Raw genomic sequence first — 14,162 nt, 5'->3', positions numbered from 1 at the left:
CACCCCCGGCCGGTACGGGCCAACCGCAGCGCGTCGGCCACTCCCCCGCCCGTACGCGCCTACCGCAGCGCGTCGGCCACCTCCCGGGCGGCGTCGAGCACGCGGGGCCCGACCCGTTCCGGTACGGCGTCGGCGAGCATGACGACACCGACGCTGCCCTCCACGCCCGAGACCCCGACCAGGGGCGCGGCCGCCCCGCTGGCCCCGGCCTCGAGCTCGCCGTGGGTGAGGGTGTACCCGGGGTGCCCGGCCTCCGTGGTATGCCGGGCGGACAGGATGGCCCGGCCCGCCGCGCCCCGGTCCAGCGGATGCCGGAAGCCGGCCCGGTAGGCGACGTGGTAGTCGGTCCAGGTGGGCTCGACGACGGCGACCGCGAGGGCGTCGCTGCCGTCGACGAGTGTGAGATGGGCGGTGGCCCCTATGTCCTCGGCCAGGGAGCGCAGCGCGGGCAGCGCGGCTTCCCGGACGAGCGGATGCACCTGGCGGCCGAGCCGCAGCACACCGAGACCGACCCGGGCGCGGCCGCCCAGGTCACGGCGGACCAGGGCGTGCTGTTCCAGGGTGGCGAGCAATCGGTAGACGACGGTCCGGTTGACACCGAGCTTGTTGGACAACTCCGTGACGGTCAGGCCGTGATCGGTGTCGGCGAGCAGTTTGAGGACGCGCAGTCCTCGGTCGAGCGTCTGGGAGGTCTCCGCTGTCACGACGCCCTCTCCTCTTCGGGGTGAGCGACGACGGTCCTGCTCCGGCGGGGTTGCGACGCCGGTCCCAGCGGCGACGCACGGAGAGGCCGCCGGCCTGGCAAGGCACCGGCTGCGCTCCGCGGCGGCGTTGCCACGGGGCGTTCATATGGCGGGGACAGTAGCGATCCAGTCCGCTCAGCGGAAGTCCTCGTCCAGAATCCGGTCTCCGGACACGGAGCTCCGCAACGGCCCGCGCATAAGGGCCGGTCAGCGGGGCGGCGTCCGGAAAGCGAACATCTACGCGCGTTCACGTGTCACGACTGGTGCGTGACAGAGCACACTCAGGGGTGAACAGGCGTTAACACTGCGTAAAGTATTGGTACACGATTCCTTGTGCCTCTCCCTTGATCACCGCATGCCGGAAGCACCGTCTGTTCGGAATGTGTGACGAACAACGGAACGACCGGCCGCGCGACGCGCCTGATGGGTAGCTTCCCTGACACACAGCCGCCGGCAACGGGCGGCCGGGCTCGCGGGAGGCGTTCAGATCCATGGTGTGGGACGAGTGGGAGCAGCTGAAGGCCGACGCGGCCGACCAGCGGTCGCAGCGGATGCAGTTGAACCAGTTACCGCCGGAACCGAGTGGTGGGGGCGGCAGCCGGCAAGGGGACCTCGCGGTCAACCAGACGGACCTGGCCGCGATCGGGGACGCGGCTTTCGAACTGCATCAGAACTTCGGCCGGGTGAGCGAACACGCCCGCGCCGCTTCTCAGAAGGCGGCCGGAGGGCTGAAGACGCAGGGGTTCGCACTCGGCGGCGCGCTGGACGACGTGGCATCGCGCTGGATCGACCAGTCCAGGTCGTTGTTGGACGCCACCGCGCACATCTCCAACCACCTCGACTTCACCAAGGGCGCCCACGCGGGCGACGAGGTCCACATCGCGGGAACCGTCAGCAGCATCGCCACGCTCGACGCGGGCTTCAACGAGAGGAAGGGCGCCTGATGGACCTCGACGCCCTCCGCTTCGGCAACTTCTCGCAGCTCGGTGAGGCGATCACCGACTGGGAGCAGATGGTCAAGAAGTTGGCGACCCTCAAGAGCGACGCCAAGGACAACCTGGGCGGCAAGGCGGCGAAGGCCCGGTGGGCCGGGGAGAACGCCACCGTCACCCGGTCCTTCGTGGACAAGACCGCAGGCGAGTTCGCCGACGCCCACACCCAGGCCCGCACGGTCGCCCGCATCCTCGGAGACACCCGGGACGAGCTGGTCGCCTTCCGCGACGAGCTCAACGAGGTGATCTCGCAGAGCGGGAAGAAGAACCTGACGGTCAGGGACACGGGCGACGGGTCGTTCACCGTCACGATGAACATCCACCCGGACCGCGCCGCCCAGGGCACCACGCTTCCCGAGCACAGCCAGAGCGACGTGGACGGCCTGCGCGACCGGGTCCAGGCAATTTTGCAGAAGGCCACGCGCAGCGACACCACCGCGTCCGAGGCGCTGCGGCTCATCGTGAACCAGGCCGAGCACGGGTTCTCCGGCGCCGACTACACGGACCGGGACTCCGCGGCCAAGGCCGTCGCCGAGGCAGCGGCGCTCGCCAAGACCCTCAAGAAAGACCCGACCGACCTCACGACGACCGAGCTGAACACGGTCAACGCCGCACTCGCCAAGTACGGCAAGGACCCCTTGTTCGCGGAGAAGCTCGCCACCTCCACGACGCCCGACGGGCTGCTGAAGTTCTACGCCGGCATCGCCGACCCGTACCAGGGCTATGGGGCCGACCCGAAGCGGCTGGAACAGGCCAAACTCCTCCAGAAGAATCTGGGTGTCGCGCTGGGCACCGCCACGCTCTCCGACAGCGCGGCCATGCGGTCCTGGGAGCAGAAGATGGTCCAGCTGGGCCCGGAGGAACTCGGCACCGACCACGCGAACAATCCCCGTGGATTCGCCGTCATGAGCAATCTCATGCGGTTCGGCGACTACGACGACCAGTTCCTCAACGACTACGGCGAGAAGCTCGTGGCGTTCGACAAGGAACGCAACGTCGAGCACATGAGTCCGTGGATCAACAACTGGAACAACGGCGACCTGAACTTTTACAGCAAGGACGACCGGGGCCGCGACCCGATGACCGGCTTCCTGGAGGCCCTCGGCCACAACCCCGGTGCCGCGACGCAGTTCTTCGCCCAGCCGGAAGGCGCTGGAGCGGGGGTCGACAAGGAATCCGAGGTGAACGAGAACCTCACGTACCTGACGAAGGAACGCATCTGGCTGTCCGACGCCTCCATCATGGGCGGTGACAACAAGGTCATCGCGGGTCACGACTCCCTCGGCCACGCGCTGGAGGCCGCCACCACCGGATACGTCTACGACGGCGACCCGATGACCGCCAAGGATCCGCTGATCCCCGGCAACCGCGATCTGCGCACCGCGGAGACGGCGGGGGTCATGGAACAGGTCGCGTTCCTGTACGGGAGCGAGGACGGGCCGAAGATGCTCCATGAGCAGTCCCAGTTGGCCGATAGTCTCGGCAAGATGGGGGCGGCGTACATCGACGACATCAACTACAGCCTGACGGGGGTTGGGGACCATATGAAGGACGAGGGGGCCTTTCCGGCGAAGTACGCCGGTCGTGCGGACCTCGGCAACCAGGGTGCCGTCAGCTTCCTGAGCGTGCTCGGCCAGAATGAGACCTCGCACGGTGTCGTCACGGCGGCAGAGCACCTGTACACACTGAGCGTGCTCGACGCCAACCCCGCAACGAGCAAAGCGAACATCGACAACGCGCACGATGCTCTGACGACAGGTGCCGAAGCGCGCGGCATCCTCGACCACTCCCGCGTACAGCAGGCGGAGAAGACGTACGAGGACGAGGCGGAGCAACAGAACAAGTCGCTCGGCCGTTCCGGCGACTGGGCCAAGCTGGGTGCCGGAGTCGTGGTGGGAGGCGGTATCGCCGCGATTCCGGTGCCCGGTTCCACGGCGGCGGCGCTGGTGGTGGCACCACTGGCCGCGGAGACGGTCGGCAACGCGGTCAACACGTTCATCGGGCACGAGATCGACAAGGGGATCGACGGTGCCCAGAAAGACCCCTTGCAGCAGGCCCAGATGACCAGTCAGGAATTCTACGACCAGGGGGTGGACGATCTCGGCAAGGCCTATCTCGCCTATGTGAAGGACAATCCAGAGGTCGCCGGGATCGGTGATGACCAGGAGTGGAACCAGGAAATCAAGGAGAGTTACCTCGGCACAGGCTCCGGACAGAACGACTATCGCGGACGCGCTCCGCACAAGGACTGAACATGCCATGGCCATCGGACCGAACCTCCCGACAGAAACGGGCCGCGACAGCCTGGCTCCGCGCCGCTTACGGGGTGCTGCTGCTCGCGGCGGCGACCGCCTGCGGCGGGGACGAGGACACCGGCAAGCAGGACGTGATTTCCGCCGAGCAGGTGTGCGACGGGACGCTCCGAGCATCGGCGCAGCAGGCGCTGCGGCGGGTCAGCGGGACGGACCGGTTCACCGAACTGACCGGGCGAGACGCATCGGGTGAACCGGGCACGTTCTCTCTCGAGCTCGCTGCGAAGCACCTGCACGGGAAAATCGGTGAGCGCCTGGACTGCAACGTCTACCGTGCTGACGACGACAGCGGGCATCCCCAGCTGGAAGTCGAATTCGAACCGCGAGCGGACCGCCCTGACATGAGCAAGGACGACGAGCACCTCCCGTTCGCCCTCGGCGTGCACGCCTACGTGAAGGGTGACGGCGGCGCTTACCTGTACTTCTCCTGCTCCACAGAGGGCAAGCAGGGGAAGGCGTCGTACGTGAAGGCCAGCATGTTCACCGTCGCCGGTGTGGACCCCGCCTCCACCGCCAAGGACCGCATGGCCATCCTCAACGACGTGTCCCGCGCCCTGGCCGAGCAGCTCGGCTGCGCCGACGAGGCCGCGCTGCCCGACCAGGTCCCCGAGCCCGTGAACGGCTGACGGCCTCGACGAGGACGCAAAGGAGGGCGGGACGCGTACGGATACGCGTCCCGCCCTCCTTCCTCGGGCCCGTTCTCCCGGTCACGTCATCCGCGTCGCCCACTCCTGGACCTTCGCGATCCGCTGCTGGATCTGGTGCGCCGTGGCCTCCGCGCTCGGCGGGCCGCCGCAGACGCGGCGCAGTTCGTTGTGGATCACACCGTGGGGCTTGCCGCTCTGGTGCGTGTAGGCGGAGACCGTGGTGTTGAGCTGCTTGCGCAGGCTCAGCAGCTGCTTGTGGGTGACCACGGGCCGGGCGTCGGCCGGCTTCTCCAGGAGGTCGGCCTCCTCGGCCGGCTTCTGGCGGCTGTGCGCGATCTGCCGGGTCTGCCGCTTCTGGAGGAGGAGCTGGACCTGGTCCGGCTCCAGGAGCCCGGGGATGCCGAGGTAGTCCTGCTCCTCCTCGGAACCGGGGTGGGCCTGCATGCCGAACTCGGCCCCGTCGTACAGCACCCGGTCGAAGACGGCGTCGGACTCCAGCGCCTCGAAGGGCAGCTGCTCCTCGGTCTCCTCGTCCTCCAGCCTCTCCGCGTCGGCGAGGAGCTTGTCCTCCTCCGAGAACGGGTTCTCCTCGTCGCTGCCCTTCTTCGGCTTGTCGAGCACGTGGTCGCGCTCGACCTCCATCTCGTTGGCGAAGTCGAGGAGCATCGGGATGGTCGGGACGAAGACGGAGGCCGTCTCGCCGCGCCTGCGGGACCGCACGAAGCGCCCGACGGCCTGGGCGAAGAAGAGGGGCGTGGAGATCGTCGTCGCGTAGACGCCGACGGCGAGACGTGGCACGTCGACGCCCTCGGACACCATGCGGACCGCGACCATCCAGCGCGACTCGTCGCCGCTGAACTGGTCGATCTTCTTGGACGCGGCCTTCTCGTCGGAGAGGACCACGGTCGGCGTCTCGCCGGTGACCTTCTTGAGGATCTTGGCGTACGCGCGCGCCGACTCCTGGTCGGTCGCGATGACGAGGCCACCCGCGTCGGGGATGCCCTTGCGGACCTCGGTGAGCCGCTTGTCGGCGGCGGTGAGCACGTTGGGGATCCACTCGCCGGTGGGCGCCAGCGCGGTGCGCCAGGCCTGCCCGATGGCGTCCTTGGTCATCGGCTCGCCGAGCCGCGCGGCGATCTCGTCGCCGGCCTTGGTGCGCCAGCGCATGTTGCCGCTGTAGCTGAGGAAGATGACCGGGCGGACGACACCGTCGGCGAGCGCGTTGCCGTAACCGTAGGTGTAGTCGGCGGAGGAGCGGCGGATGCCGTCGTTGCCCTCCTCGTACGCCACGAACGGGATCGGGTTGGTGTCCGACCGGAACGGCGTACCGGTCAGCGCGAGCCGCCGGGTCGCCGGGTCGAACGCCTCCTGGCAGGCCTCGCCCCAGGACTTCGAGTCACCGGCGTGGTGGATCTCGTCGAGGATCACGAGCGTCTTGCGCTGCTCGCAGCGGTTGCGGTGCAGCATCGGACGGACGCCGACACCGGCGTACGTCACGGCGACCCCGTGGTACTCCTTGCTCAGCGGGCCGGCGCTGTAATCGGGGTCGAGCTTGATCCCTATCCGGGCGGCCGCCTCCGCCCACTGCTTCTTGAGGTGCTCGGTCGGGGCGACGACGGTGATCTGCTGCACGACATGGTGGTGCAGCAGCCACGACGCGAGGGTCAGCGCGAACGTGGTCTTGCCGGCGCCGGGCGTCGCGACGGCGAGGAAGTCGCGCGGCTGCTCCTGGACGTACCTCTCCATGGCGCCCTGCTGCCAGGCTCGCAGCTTGCCGGCGGTGCCCCAAGGGGCGCGGCCGGGAAAGGCGGGTGAGAGGTGGTGGGAGGCGGTGGTAGTAGTCACGGTCTCCGGTTCGGGGCTCTCGGGTACGTGGGGCGCTGTCCGCACCGGACCCGGCCCTTGATCGGCCCGGCCCGCGATACGACAACCGGGCCACCCTACCGGGGGCCCGGTTGAAACCCGGTACGGACGAGCCGTACCGGGGGTCGACGAGACCGTGCTCACATCGCGTCGTGCAGCGCTCTCAGCCGCTCCGCGATCCGGTCCACATCCTCGACGCTGCCCATGGCCACTTCGATGACCAGCTTGTACGCCTCGTCTTGGTCGACCTCGACCATGTCGGTCCCGTTGATGTCGAGAAACACGACCGTGGACATCCACGCCATACGCTTGTTGCCGTCGACGAGCGGGTGGTTCACGGCCAGAGACTGCAACAGCCCGGCGGCCTTCTGGAACAGGTCCGTGTACGCCTCGACACCGAACATCTGGGACTGGGGACGGTGAACGGCCGAGCTGAGCAATCCGAGGTCGCGCACCGCGACCTGCTGCCCCCCGCAGGCGAGCTCCGCCAGGTCCAGGACTTCCTGGACCGTCAGGTACTTCACTACTCCCCCAGCCTCCGCAGCAGATCGGCGTGGCGCACGGCGTACTTCGCGCCGAGTCGGCGGACCGACTCCCGGTCGACCTCGACCTCCAGATAGCGGTCGATGGCCTGAAGCACTATGGCGTGCATACTCCGCCCCTCTTGCTCGGCACGGAGCTTCAGCGCCTCTTGCTGGTCCTCGCGTATACGCAGGTTCATCGCCATACCAAAAAGGTACCACTCGTGGGGCCAGAGCGGTACCGCTACTTCTCCCGCACGACGACCCGGGTCGCCACCCAGGCCCCCGCCAGCGCCACCCCCGCCATCGGCAGGAACACCGCGGCGAACGCGCCCGGGTGCGAGCCGGCGGCTCCGGCCTCCGCCGCCCCGTGCGCGGCCGCGCCCACCGCCCCGCCGCCGAGCGCGGCGAAGGCCGCGCCGCCGCCGGCCAGGAGCAGCACGTTGGAGAGCCCGTCGGATATCTGGAGGGCGGCGGAGTTGGAGCCCGCCTCCTCCGGGGCCGACAGCTTCAGCAGCAGCACGCTGGTGGAGGCGATCACCATGCCCATCCCGAAGCAGCCGAAGGCCCACGCGACGGCGACGGTCCAGACCGGGACCCCCTCGATCAGCACGGAGGGCGCGACAGCGATCGAGGCGGCGACCAGGACCATTCCGCTGACCATCAGCCGCTCACGGTGGGGCTCCATGCGCGGCCGGGACTGTACGAACGAACCGAGAGCCCAGGTCGCCCCGCCCACGGCCAGCGAGAGCCCGGCCATCGTCGGGGAGAGCCCGCGCTGGGTGACCAGCATCAGCGGTACGAACGACTCGGCGGCGATGAACGACCCGGCGGCGACCCCGCGCAGCAGGACCACCGAGGGCAGCCCGCGCCCCGCCCGTACGGTCCCGGTGGGCAGCAGGCCGCGTACGGCGGGCACCAGCAGGGCGGTGCCGAGGGCGGCCGGCAGGAGGGCGAGCCAGTTCAGCTCCTGCCCCGCGTACTGGAGCAGCCCCGCCCCGGCCGAGATCCCCAGCGCGAGCCGGATCCGGCGGCGGTCGTACGGCTCGGTGGCGGCGGCCGGGTCGGCGGGCCCGGAGGCCGTCCGCCGGATCGCCGGGAGGGCCAGGACCAGCGGGATCACTATGAGGGCCGGGATGCCGACGAAGACCCAGCGCCAGCCGAGGTGCTCGGTCACCGTCCCGGAGGCGAGCGGCCCGACGACGGAGGGGATCACCCAGCTCGCGGCGAAGGCCGCCAGGATCGCGGGCCGGATGTGCTCGGGGTAGGCCCGCCCGATGACCACGTACAGGGCGACGATCACCATCCCGCCGCCGAGTCCCTGGACCGCCCGGCCCGCGATGAAGACCCACATGCTGGTGGCCGCCCCGGAGAGCAGCAGGCCGACGCCGAACGCGGTGATCCCGGTGGCGAGCGGCTGGAGCGGCCCGCGCCGGTCGGCCCACTGCCCGGAGAGGACCATGGCGAACAGGCTGGTGGTGAAGTACGCGGAGAAGGCGAAGGCGTAGAGCGGGATCCCGTTCAGCTCACGCGCGGCGACCGGCATGGCCGTGCCGACCGCCGTGGCCTCGAACGCGATGAGGAACACCACGGAGACGATGCCGATGCTGAGCGCCCGGTAGGTGCGCCCGAGGACCCCTTCGACGGCTGCGAGGGGGATGGCGGACAGCGGGTCCGAGGAGTGATCGTCGGTCGCGGGCGGCGCGAGGTGTGCGGCATCGGTGCCGTCACGCGGTTCGAGGGCGGTCATGGGCCCAGCGTAAGAGGCATGGAGCGGTTTGAACCCTGTCCAAGTGCGGCACCGCACTCGGCCCTTGGTCGTAGGTCCCGAGCCCCGGCACCGGACCGGGTGTGAACGGCGTATGGCAGTCGCGTTGCGGGCCCGCCGGATGCCTTGAGGCGGCGGGCGGAGACCCTTAGCGTCATGGACAGCAAGGGAACAGAGCAGCGCACCACAGCACCACAGCGCCACACCCGACCGTGTGCCCGAGAGGCTCAGGGGCTCGACTGCAACTCGAGTTACACCGGTTCGAATCCGGTCACGGTCTCCATCGCGGAGTGGCCGTCCTCACGACAGGGGGCGGCCACTCTCGTTCGCGGCCGGTCAGCCGGTCTTCAGGGCTTTCATCACCTCGCGCGTATCGCTGATCAGATCGGCCCGGTAGGCGAGCATCTCGGGCTGGTCCACCACGTCCGGCAGACCGTCCGTTCCGTTGTCGATGTCCGGAGGAGACATCCAGGAGGACAGGGCGAGCGTCACGACGAAACCGCCTTCCACCACCTGCACGCGCATGGATGCGTCCTCCATGATCAGCAGATATGCCAGGTCGCCGAGGTCCGGTACGCGCTCCACCCGGTCCACGCCCGTGCCGTCGATCTCCGTCAGCGTGCTGCTCGCCTCGAACTCGGGGCGCGGGTCGGTCTCCTTGTGCAACTCGGCCGTGAGGGACGCCTGATAGCCGGTTGACCAGCCCGAGGCCTCCTCGCCGTCCGGCGCCCGGGCCGCCGCCACCGTGAAGTCGACGGTGCAGCGGATGCGGTGGAGGGCGGGGTGCTCGATGCCGTCCAGTTCGGTCGACGGCTCGGCCCTCGGCTCCCCCACCGCCCTGGCGAGCGCCCTCAGCTCCACCGCCGCGCAGGAGTCGGACTCCACGCGGTAGCCGCGCGGGTCGGGCTTCCGGTCGCCGCCGATCCCGTACGCGAAGACCGCCGACGCCCACACCGCCGACGCGACCACCGCTCCGGCGGCGGCCCACAGCAGCCGCCGGGCCCGGCGCCGGCCACCGGTCGGGAGCCCCTGCCCCGGGTCGAACCCGCTCACCACGTCCGCGGGCGTATCCGGTCCGGGTTCGCCCACCAGCTCCGGTTCAGTGATCACGTGCTGGCTCTCCCCTGATCGGGCAACGCTACGAACCTTCGGCCGGGTTCGGCCCTTCGCGGCATTCTCCGGCTGTTCGGGCCGGCCCGGAAGTGTCTGCGGGGCTGTCCCGTCACTCCGGGGAACCTCTCGCTCCGGCAGGAGACGCGAGGGGCCCCGCACGGAACCGGAAGCAAGAGGTTCACGCGCGGGGCCGCTCACCGGGCTCGGGCCGTCAGACGCCGGTCAGGGAGTACGTCCCCGTACCGTCCTGCCTGCCGCTGGAGTACTGGCGGATGAACTCCCCGTCCGCGTACCGGTCGTGACCCATCATGGATCCGGTGTACTTGTTCTGCACGCCGATCTTCGAACTGCCGGGTACGTCGCGGTAGACGTAGAACCGCTGGAGGTCGTCCTCCGCGCAGGCGGCCGTCCTCAGGACCGCCCGGTCGGTGGCCGCGTCCGGCGCGGCGATGGTCGCGCACCCGCCGTTGCCCCAGTTCCACAGGGTCGCCTCGATGACCCCGTTGCTCTCCGTCACGTTGCACAGGCGCCAGTGGTCCAGGTGGGCGCTGAAGATCGTCGAGGGCCGCAGGCGGACACCGTCGTCCGCCAGGAGCGGCGCGCCCCAGGACAGGGGCTTTCCGGGCACGGCGATCTTGTAGACCTGGGTCTGGCAGTCGAGAGCGGCCCGCGCGCCGCGCCCGGTGGCCCCGGGCTGTGCGGCGGACGTACCGCTGGTGCGGGCGGGGGGCTGTGCGAGGCGGTCCTGCTCCTTGTCCTGCTCCTGGCCCTGCTTCTCGTCCTGCTCCTGGCCCTGCTTCCGGTCCTGCTCCTGCTCCTGCTTCGCCGTCGGTGCCACCGCACCCGCCGGGTGCTCGGCCTTCGCGGCGGGTGAGCCGCAGTCGAGGAGCCCCTGCGCCTTGGCCATGATGCTGCCCGCGGGCACCGTGTCCTGGCAGCGCACCGCGCCTTCCTCGAGGGTGGTGTAGGTGGTGAAGCTGCCACCGCCGGGCCCCTCGGCCCACTTCAGCGCCCAGCTTCCGTCGCTCTGCTGGGAGCGGTTGCAGTTGAGGCTTCCGTAGGTACCGGTGACCTTCTTCGTGCCCTTGTAGACGCCGTAGTAGCCGGGCTGGTTGAAGCTCCACACAACCGTGTTCGACTCGCTGCTGGTGGAGGCGTAGCCGACCTTCACCTCCAGACCGAGGCTCGCTTTGGCCGCTTCGAGGGTCGCGACGGCGAAACTGCCCTCGACGCCGCCGGTGAGCCCGACGGAGACCGTGATGACCGTCTCGGTGCTGGTGACGACGGTGTGGTTGCCGGTGGTGCCCTCGGTGACGTACCAGCCCTTGAAGTGGGTGATCGTCGGCGACACTTCGGTGTTCTTGATGTACGGGTGGCGGGTGCCGAGGTCGGCCGCGGTGCAGGCGCCGCCGAGCTGGGGTGCCGCCGTGGCGGTGGGTACCGCGGCAGCGGGTGAGGCGGCGGCCGGTGAGGCGGCGAGGCCCATGGCGGCGACCGCCACGGCGACCGCGGGGGCGGTCACCGCCATGAATGATCTGCCGGTGAGGCTCCTGGTTCCTATGGGACGCATAAGTTTCCGTTTCCCCCTGGTCGTGACGGCCGGGACCGAACAGAGGTGAATGTAGCGGCCACAGGGGGTGCCGGAGTGAGGCCCGAACTAGCCAGGAATTACCGGGGAGGGGCTTATTCCTCCCGGGCTACGGCCGCGCAGGCATCATGTTCGTCGCTCTCTTCGGCCCCCGGGGTACGACCTCACCGCCACCGTCGGTGACGGCGCCTGCGGAGCGGGAGCGCGCCGGGGTACGCGTCAGCCCTTGGGAGGCGCTGCCACCGCCGCCTGCGGCCTGATCGGCAGGCGGTTCACCGGGCGACCGGTCGCCGAGCGGACCGCCGAGGCGACCGCCGCGGGGGCCGTGACGACCGGGACGGCCGAGGCCGGCTTCGCGCCGAAGGGGGCCACCACGTCGCGTTCCTCGACCAACTTCACGATGCGGATGTCCGGCGCGTCCAGCGAGGTCGGGAGCGCGTAGCCGGTCAGGTCGGGGTGGCGGATGATGCCTCTCGCGGTGCGGAGGTTCTCCGTGAGGGCCGCGCCGATGCCCTGGGTGATCCCCGCCTCGATGCGGATCGCCAACTGGGCGGGGTTCAGGACGCGGCCGACGTCCTGGGCGACCGCCATCTCCACCACGCGGACGGAGCCGAGTTCGATGTCGACGTCGACCACCGCACGTACCGCGCAGAACGCCAGGCCGACGAACGCGTCGCCCTGGCCGGACTCGTCCAGCGGTTCCGTGGGGTGGGGGCGGCACTGGGCGGTGGCCCAGAGTTCCTTGCCGTCCAGCTCCTCGGTGACCGTCGTGGACAGCACCCCGTCGTACGAGGTGATCTTGCCGTCGGCGATCTGGAGCAGCTCCGTGGACATGCCGAACTTGTGGGCCAGCGGCTGGAGGAGCTGGGTGCGGACCATCTTCGCCGCGCGCTCCACCGCCCCGCCCGACACCCAGGTGTGGCGGCCGTGCGTCGCCGGGCCCGCCGGGGGCTGGTCGGTGTCGACGGCGGCCACGTGGACCTCTTCGATGCCCAGGGTCTCCTGGACGATCTGCCGGGCCAGCGTGGTGAAGCCCTGGCCCGTCTCCACGGCCGCGCAGATCACCGTGGCCACGCCGTCGTGGACCCGGACCGTGGCGGTCGAGACCTCGTCCGCGCCCTCGGCCCCCAGCATGTGGACCATGCCCAGGCCGTAGCCCACGCCCCGGCGCACCGCCCCGGGCTCCCCCGCGCCCTCGGGTCCGCCCGGCAGCAGCCAGTCGTCCTCCGGGGCGTCCTTGGGGAGAGCGGGGAGGGGGTAGTCGCGTACGGCCTGGAGCAGTTCGGCCACCGGGGCCGGGCAGGTCACCGTCTGGCCCGTGGGGAGGATGTCGCCCGTCGACAGGGTGTTGCGCAGGCGCAGTTCGGCCGCATCGATGCCCAGTTTGGCGGCCAGCTTGTCCATCTGGCCCTCGTACGCCGCGCAGACCTGCATCGCGCCCTCGCCGCGCACGTGCCCCGACGGCGGGTTGTTCGTCCGGACCGCCCAGCCCTCGATGAAGGCGTGCGGGACGACGTACGGGCCGCAGGCGAAGGCCACGGCGGCCGCCAGGGACTCCGATGAGGCGTCGGCGTACGCGCCCGCGTCCAGGAGGATCTGGGCCTCCACCTTGACCAGCCGGCCCTCCGCGTCCGCGTGGTGGCGGTAGCGCAGGAGCGTGGGGTGGCGGTGGGTGTGGCCGAGGAAGGACTCCTCGCGGCTCGCGGCGAGCTTCACCGGGCAGCCGGTGCGCAGCGCGAGCAGCCCGAGGGGGATCTGGAAGCCCGGGTCCTCGCGGTCGCCGGTCGCGCCCGGCACCCCGGTCACGACGACCTTGACCCGGTCCGGTTCCAGGCCGAAGCAGGCGGCGATCAGGTCGCGGTCGGTGTGCGGGTCGGTGGAGGCGGTGTAGATCTCCACGCCGCCGTCCGGGCGGGGCACGGCGAGCCCGGCCTCCGCGCCGATCGGGGCCGGGTCCTGGCGGCCGATGCGGTACAGGCCCTCCACCACGACCTCGCCCGTCGCCTCCGCGTCGCCGTAGCGCAGCGGGATGTGGCGGATCAGGTTGCCGTCGGGGTGCAGGGGCTCCGCCGCGAACGCCTTCTCCGGGTCCGTGACCGGCTCCAGCACCTCGTACCGTACGGCGATGGCGGCGGCGGCCAGCCGTGCGGTGTCCGGGTGGTCGGCGGCGACGGCGGCGATCGGCTCGCCGTGGTGGCGGACCAGGTCAGAGGCGAACACCGGGCGGTCCACGACGTGGCGGCCGTAGTTGCTGTCCCCCGGCACGTCCTCGTGCGTGACGACCGCGCGCACCCCGGGCATCTCCTCGGCCCCCGAGATGTCGATGGACAGGATCCGCGCGTGCGGGTGCGGGGAGCGCAGCACGGCCGCCCACAGCAGGCCCTCGGCCCAGAGGTCCGCCGCGTACGGGAAGGTGCCCTCGGTCTTCGCACGGGAGTCGGTGGCGGGGAGCGACGCCCCCAGGCCCATCCGGGGCAGCTCCTGGTCCGCTCCGCCTCCGGGCCCGCCGCTCAGCGCGTCGATCCTGGGCAGGCTCGTGCTGGTCGCGTTGGCCGCGTCGCTGCTCACGCCGCCTCCTTGTCGATCACGTGGTGCTGGTGTCGCGTGTGCCGCTG

Annotated in this window: 11 protein-coding genes and 1 tRNA gene; 4 read left to right on the top strand and 8 right to left on the bottom strand. The window is 70.5% G+C overall.

What is annotated here, in order from left to right:
- Positions 1-59: 59 nt before the first annotated feature.
- Positions 60-704, bottom strand: coding sequence for an IclR family transcriptional regulator (locus N7925_RS22925; protein ID WP_265601333.1), 645 nt, complete (start codon positions 702-704; stop codon positions 60-62).
- 530 nt (positions 705-1,234) lie between these two features.
- Here N7925_RS22925 and N7925_RS22920 point away from each other — a divergent pair.
- The 3 genes from N7925_RS22920 to N7925_RS22910 are packed head-to-tail and all read left to right on the top strand — an operon-like array spanning position 1,235 to position 4,673.
- Positions 1,235-1,687 carry a hypothetical protein gene (locus N7925_RS22920; RefSeq protein ID WP_265601332.1) on the top strand — a complete coding sequence of 151 codons (453 nt, stop codon included), beginning with the start codon at positions 1,235-1,237 and terminating at the stop codon, positions 1,685-1,687.
- Positions 1,687-3,987 carry a DUF6571 family protein gene (locus N7925_RS22915; RefSeq protein WP_274345005.1) on the top strand — a complete coding sequence of 767 codons (2,301 nt, stop codon included), beginning with the start codon at positions 1,687-1,689 and terminating at the stop codon, positions 3,985-3,987. Before N7925_RS22920 ends, N7925_RS22915 begins: the two co-directional genes overlap by 1 nt.
- A gap of 2 nt (positions 3,988-3,989) precedes the next feature.
- Positions 3,990-4,673 (top strand): hypothetical protein, encoded by a 684-nt coding sequence (locus N7925_RS22910; RefSeq protein WP_274345004.1) that lies wholly within the window; start codon positions 3,990-3,992, stop codon positions 4,671-4,673.
- A gap of 81 nt (positions 4,674-4,754) precedes the next feature.
- On the opposite strand, the gene N7925_RS22905 is transcribed toward N7925_RS22910, so the two are convergent.
- The 4 genes from N7925_RS22905 to N7925_RS22890 form a co-directional block, all read right to left on the bottom strand.
- Entirely contained in the window at positions 4,755-6,539 is a 1,785-nt protein-coding gene (locus tag N7925_RS22905; protein ID WP_265601329.1) for a DEAD/DEAH box helicase, read from the bottom strand.
- Between the two features lie 158 nt (positions 6,540-6,697).
- On the bottom strand, positions 6,698-7,081 hold the full coding sequence (locus tag N7925_RS22900) for a type II toxin-antitoxin system death-on-curing family toxin (RefSeq protein ID WP_265601328.1): 384 nt from the start codon (positions 7,079-7,081) through the stop codon (positions 6,698-6,700).
- Positions 7,081-7,278 (bottom strand): CopG family transcriptional regulator, encoded by a 198-nt coding sequence (locus N7925_RS22895; protein WP_416223000.1) that lies wholly within the window; start codon positions 7,276-7,278, stop codon positions 7,081-7,083. The genes N7925_RS22900 and N7925_RS22895 overlap by 1 nt, the downstream gene beginning before the upstream one ends.
- A gap of 44 nt (positions 7,279-7,322) precedes the next feature.
- A complete protein-coding gene (locus N7925_RS22890) occupies positions 7,323-8,828 on the bottom strand; it encodes an MFS transporter (protein ID WP_265601326.1) in 1,506 nt (501 codons plus the stop codon).
- A 226-nt stretch (positions 8,829-9,054) separates the two neighbouring features.
- Here N7925_RS22890 and N7925_RS22885 point away from each other — a divergent pair.
- Positions 9,055-9,129: transfer RNA gene (locus N7925_RS22885), tRNA-Cys, on the top strand.
- Between the two features lie 53 nt (positions 9,130-9,182).
- Here N7925_RS22885 and N7925_RS22880 read toward each other — a convergent pair.
- From N7925_RS22880 to N7925_RS22870, 3 genes are all read right to left on the bottom strand, one after another.
- Positions 9,183-9,956 (bottom strand): hypothetical protein, encoded by a 774-nt coding sequence (locus N7925_RS22880; protein ID WP_274345003.1) that lies wholly within the window; start codon positions 9,954-9,956, stop codon positions 9,183-9,185.
- A gap of 214 nt (positions 9,957-10,170) precedes the next feature.
- Entirely contained in the window at positions 10,171-11,487 is a 1,317-nt protein-coding gene (locus tag N7925_RS22875; protein ID WP_274346538.1) for a hypothetical protein, read from the bottom strand.
- Between the two features lie 279 nt (positions 11,488-11,766).
- Entirely contained in the window at positions 11,767-14,115 is a 2,349-nt protein-coding gene (locus tag N7925_RS22870; protein ID WP_274345002.1) for a xanthine dehydrogenase family protein molybdopterin-binding subunit, read from the bottom strand.
- Positions 14,116-14,162: the final 47 nt, after the last annotated feature.

The organism is Streptomyces sp. CA-278952 (assembly GCF_028747205.1).
Taxonomy (GTDB): Bacteria; Actinomycetota; Actinomycetes; order Streptomycetales; family Streptomycetaceae; genus Streptomyces.
The sequence above is the reverse complement of the archived record's forward strand: the minus strand, read 5'-3'. Positions and strand labels throughout refer to the sequence as shown.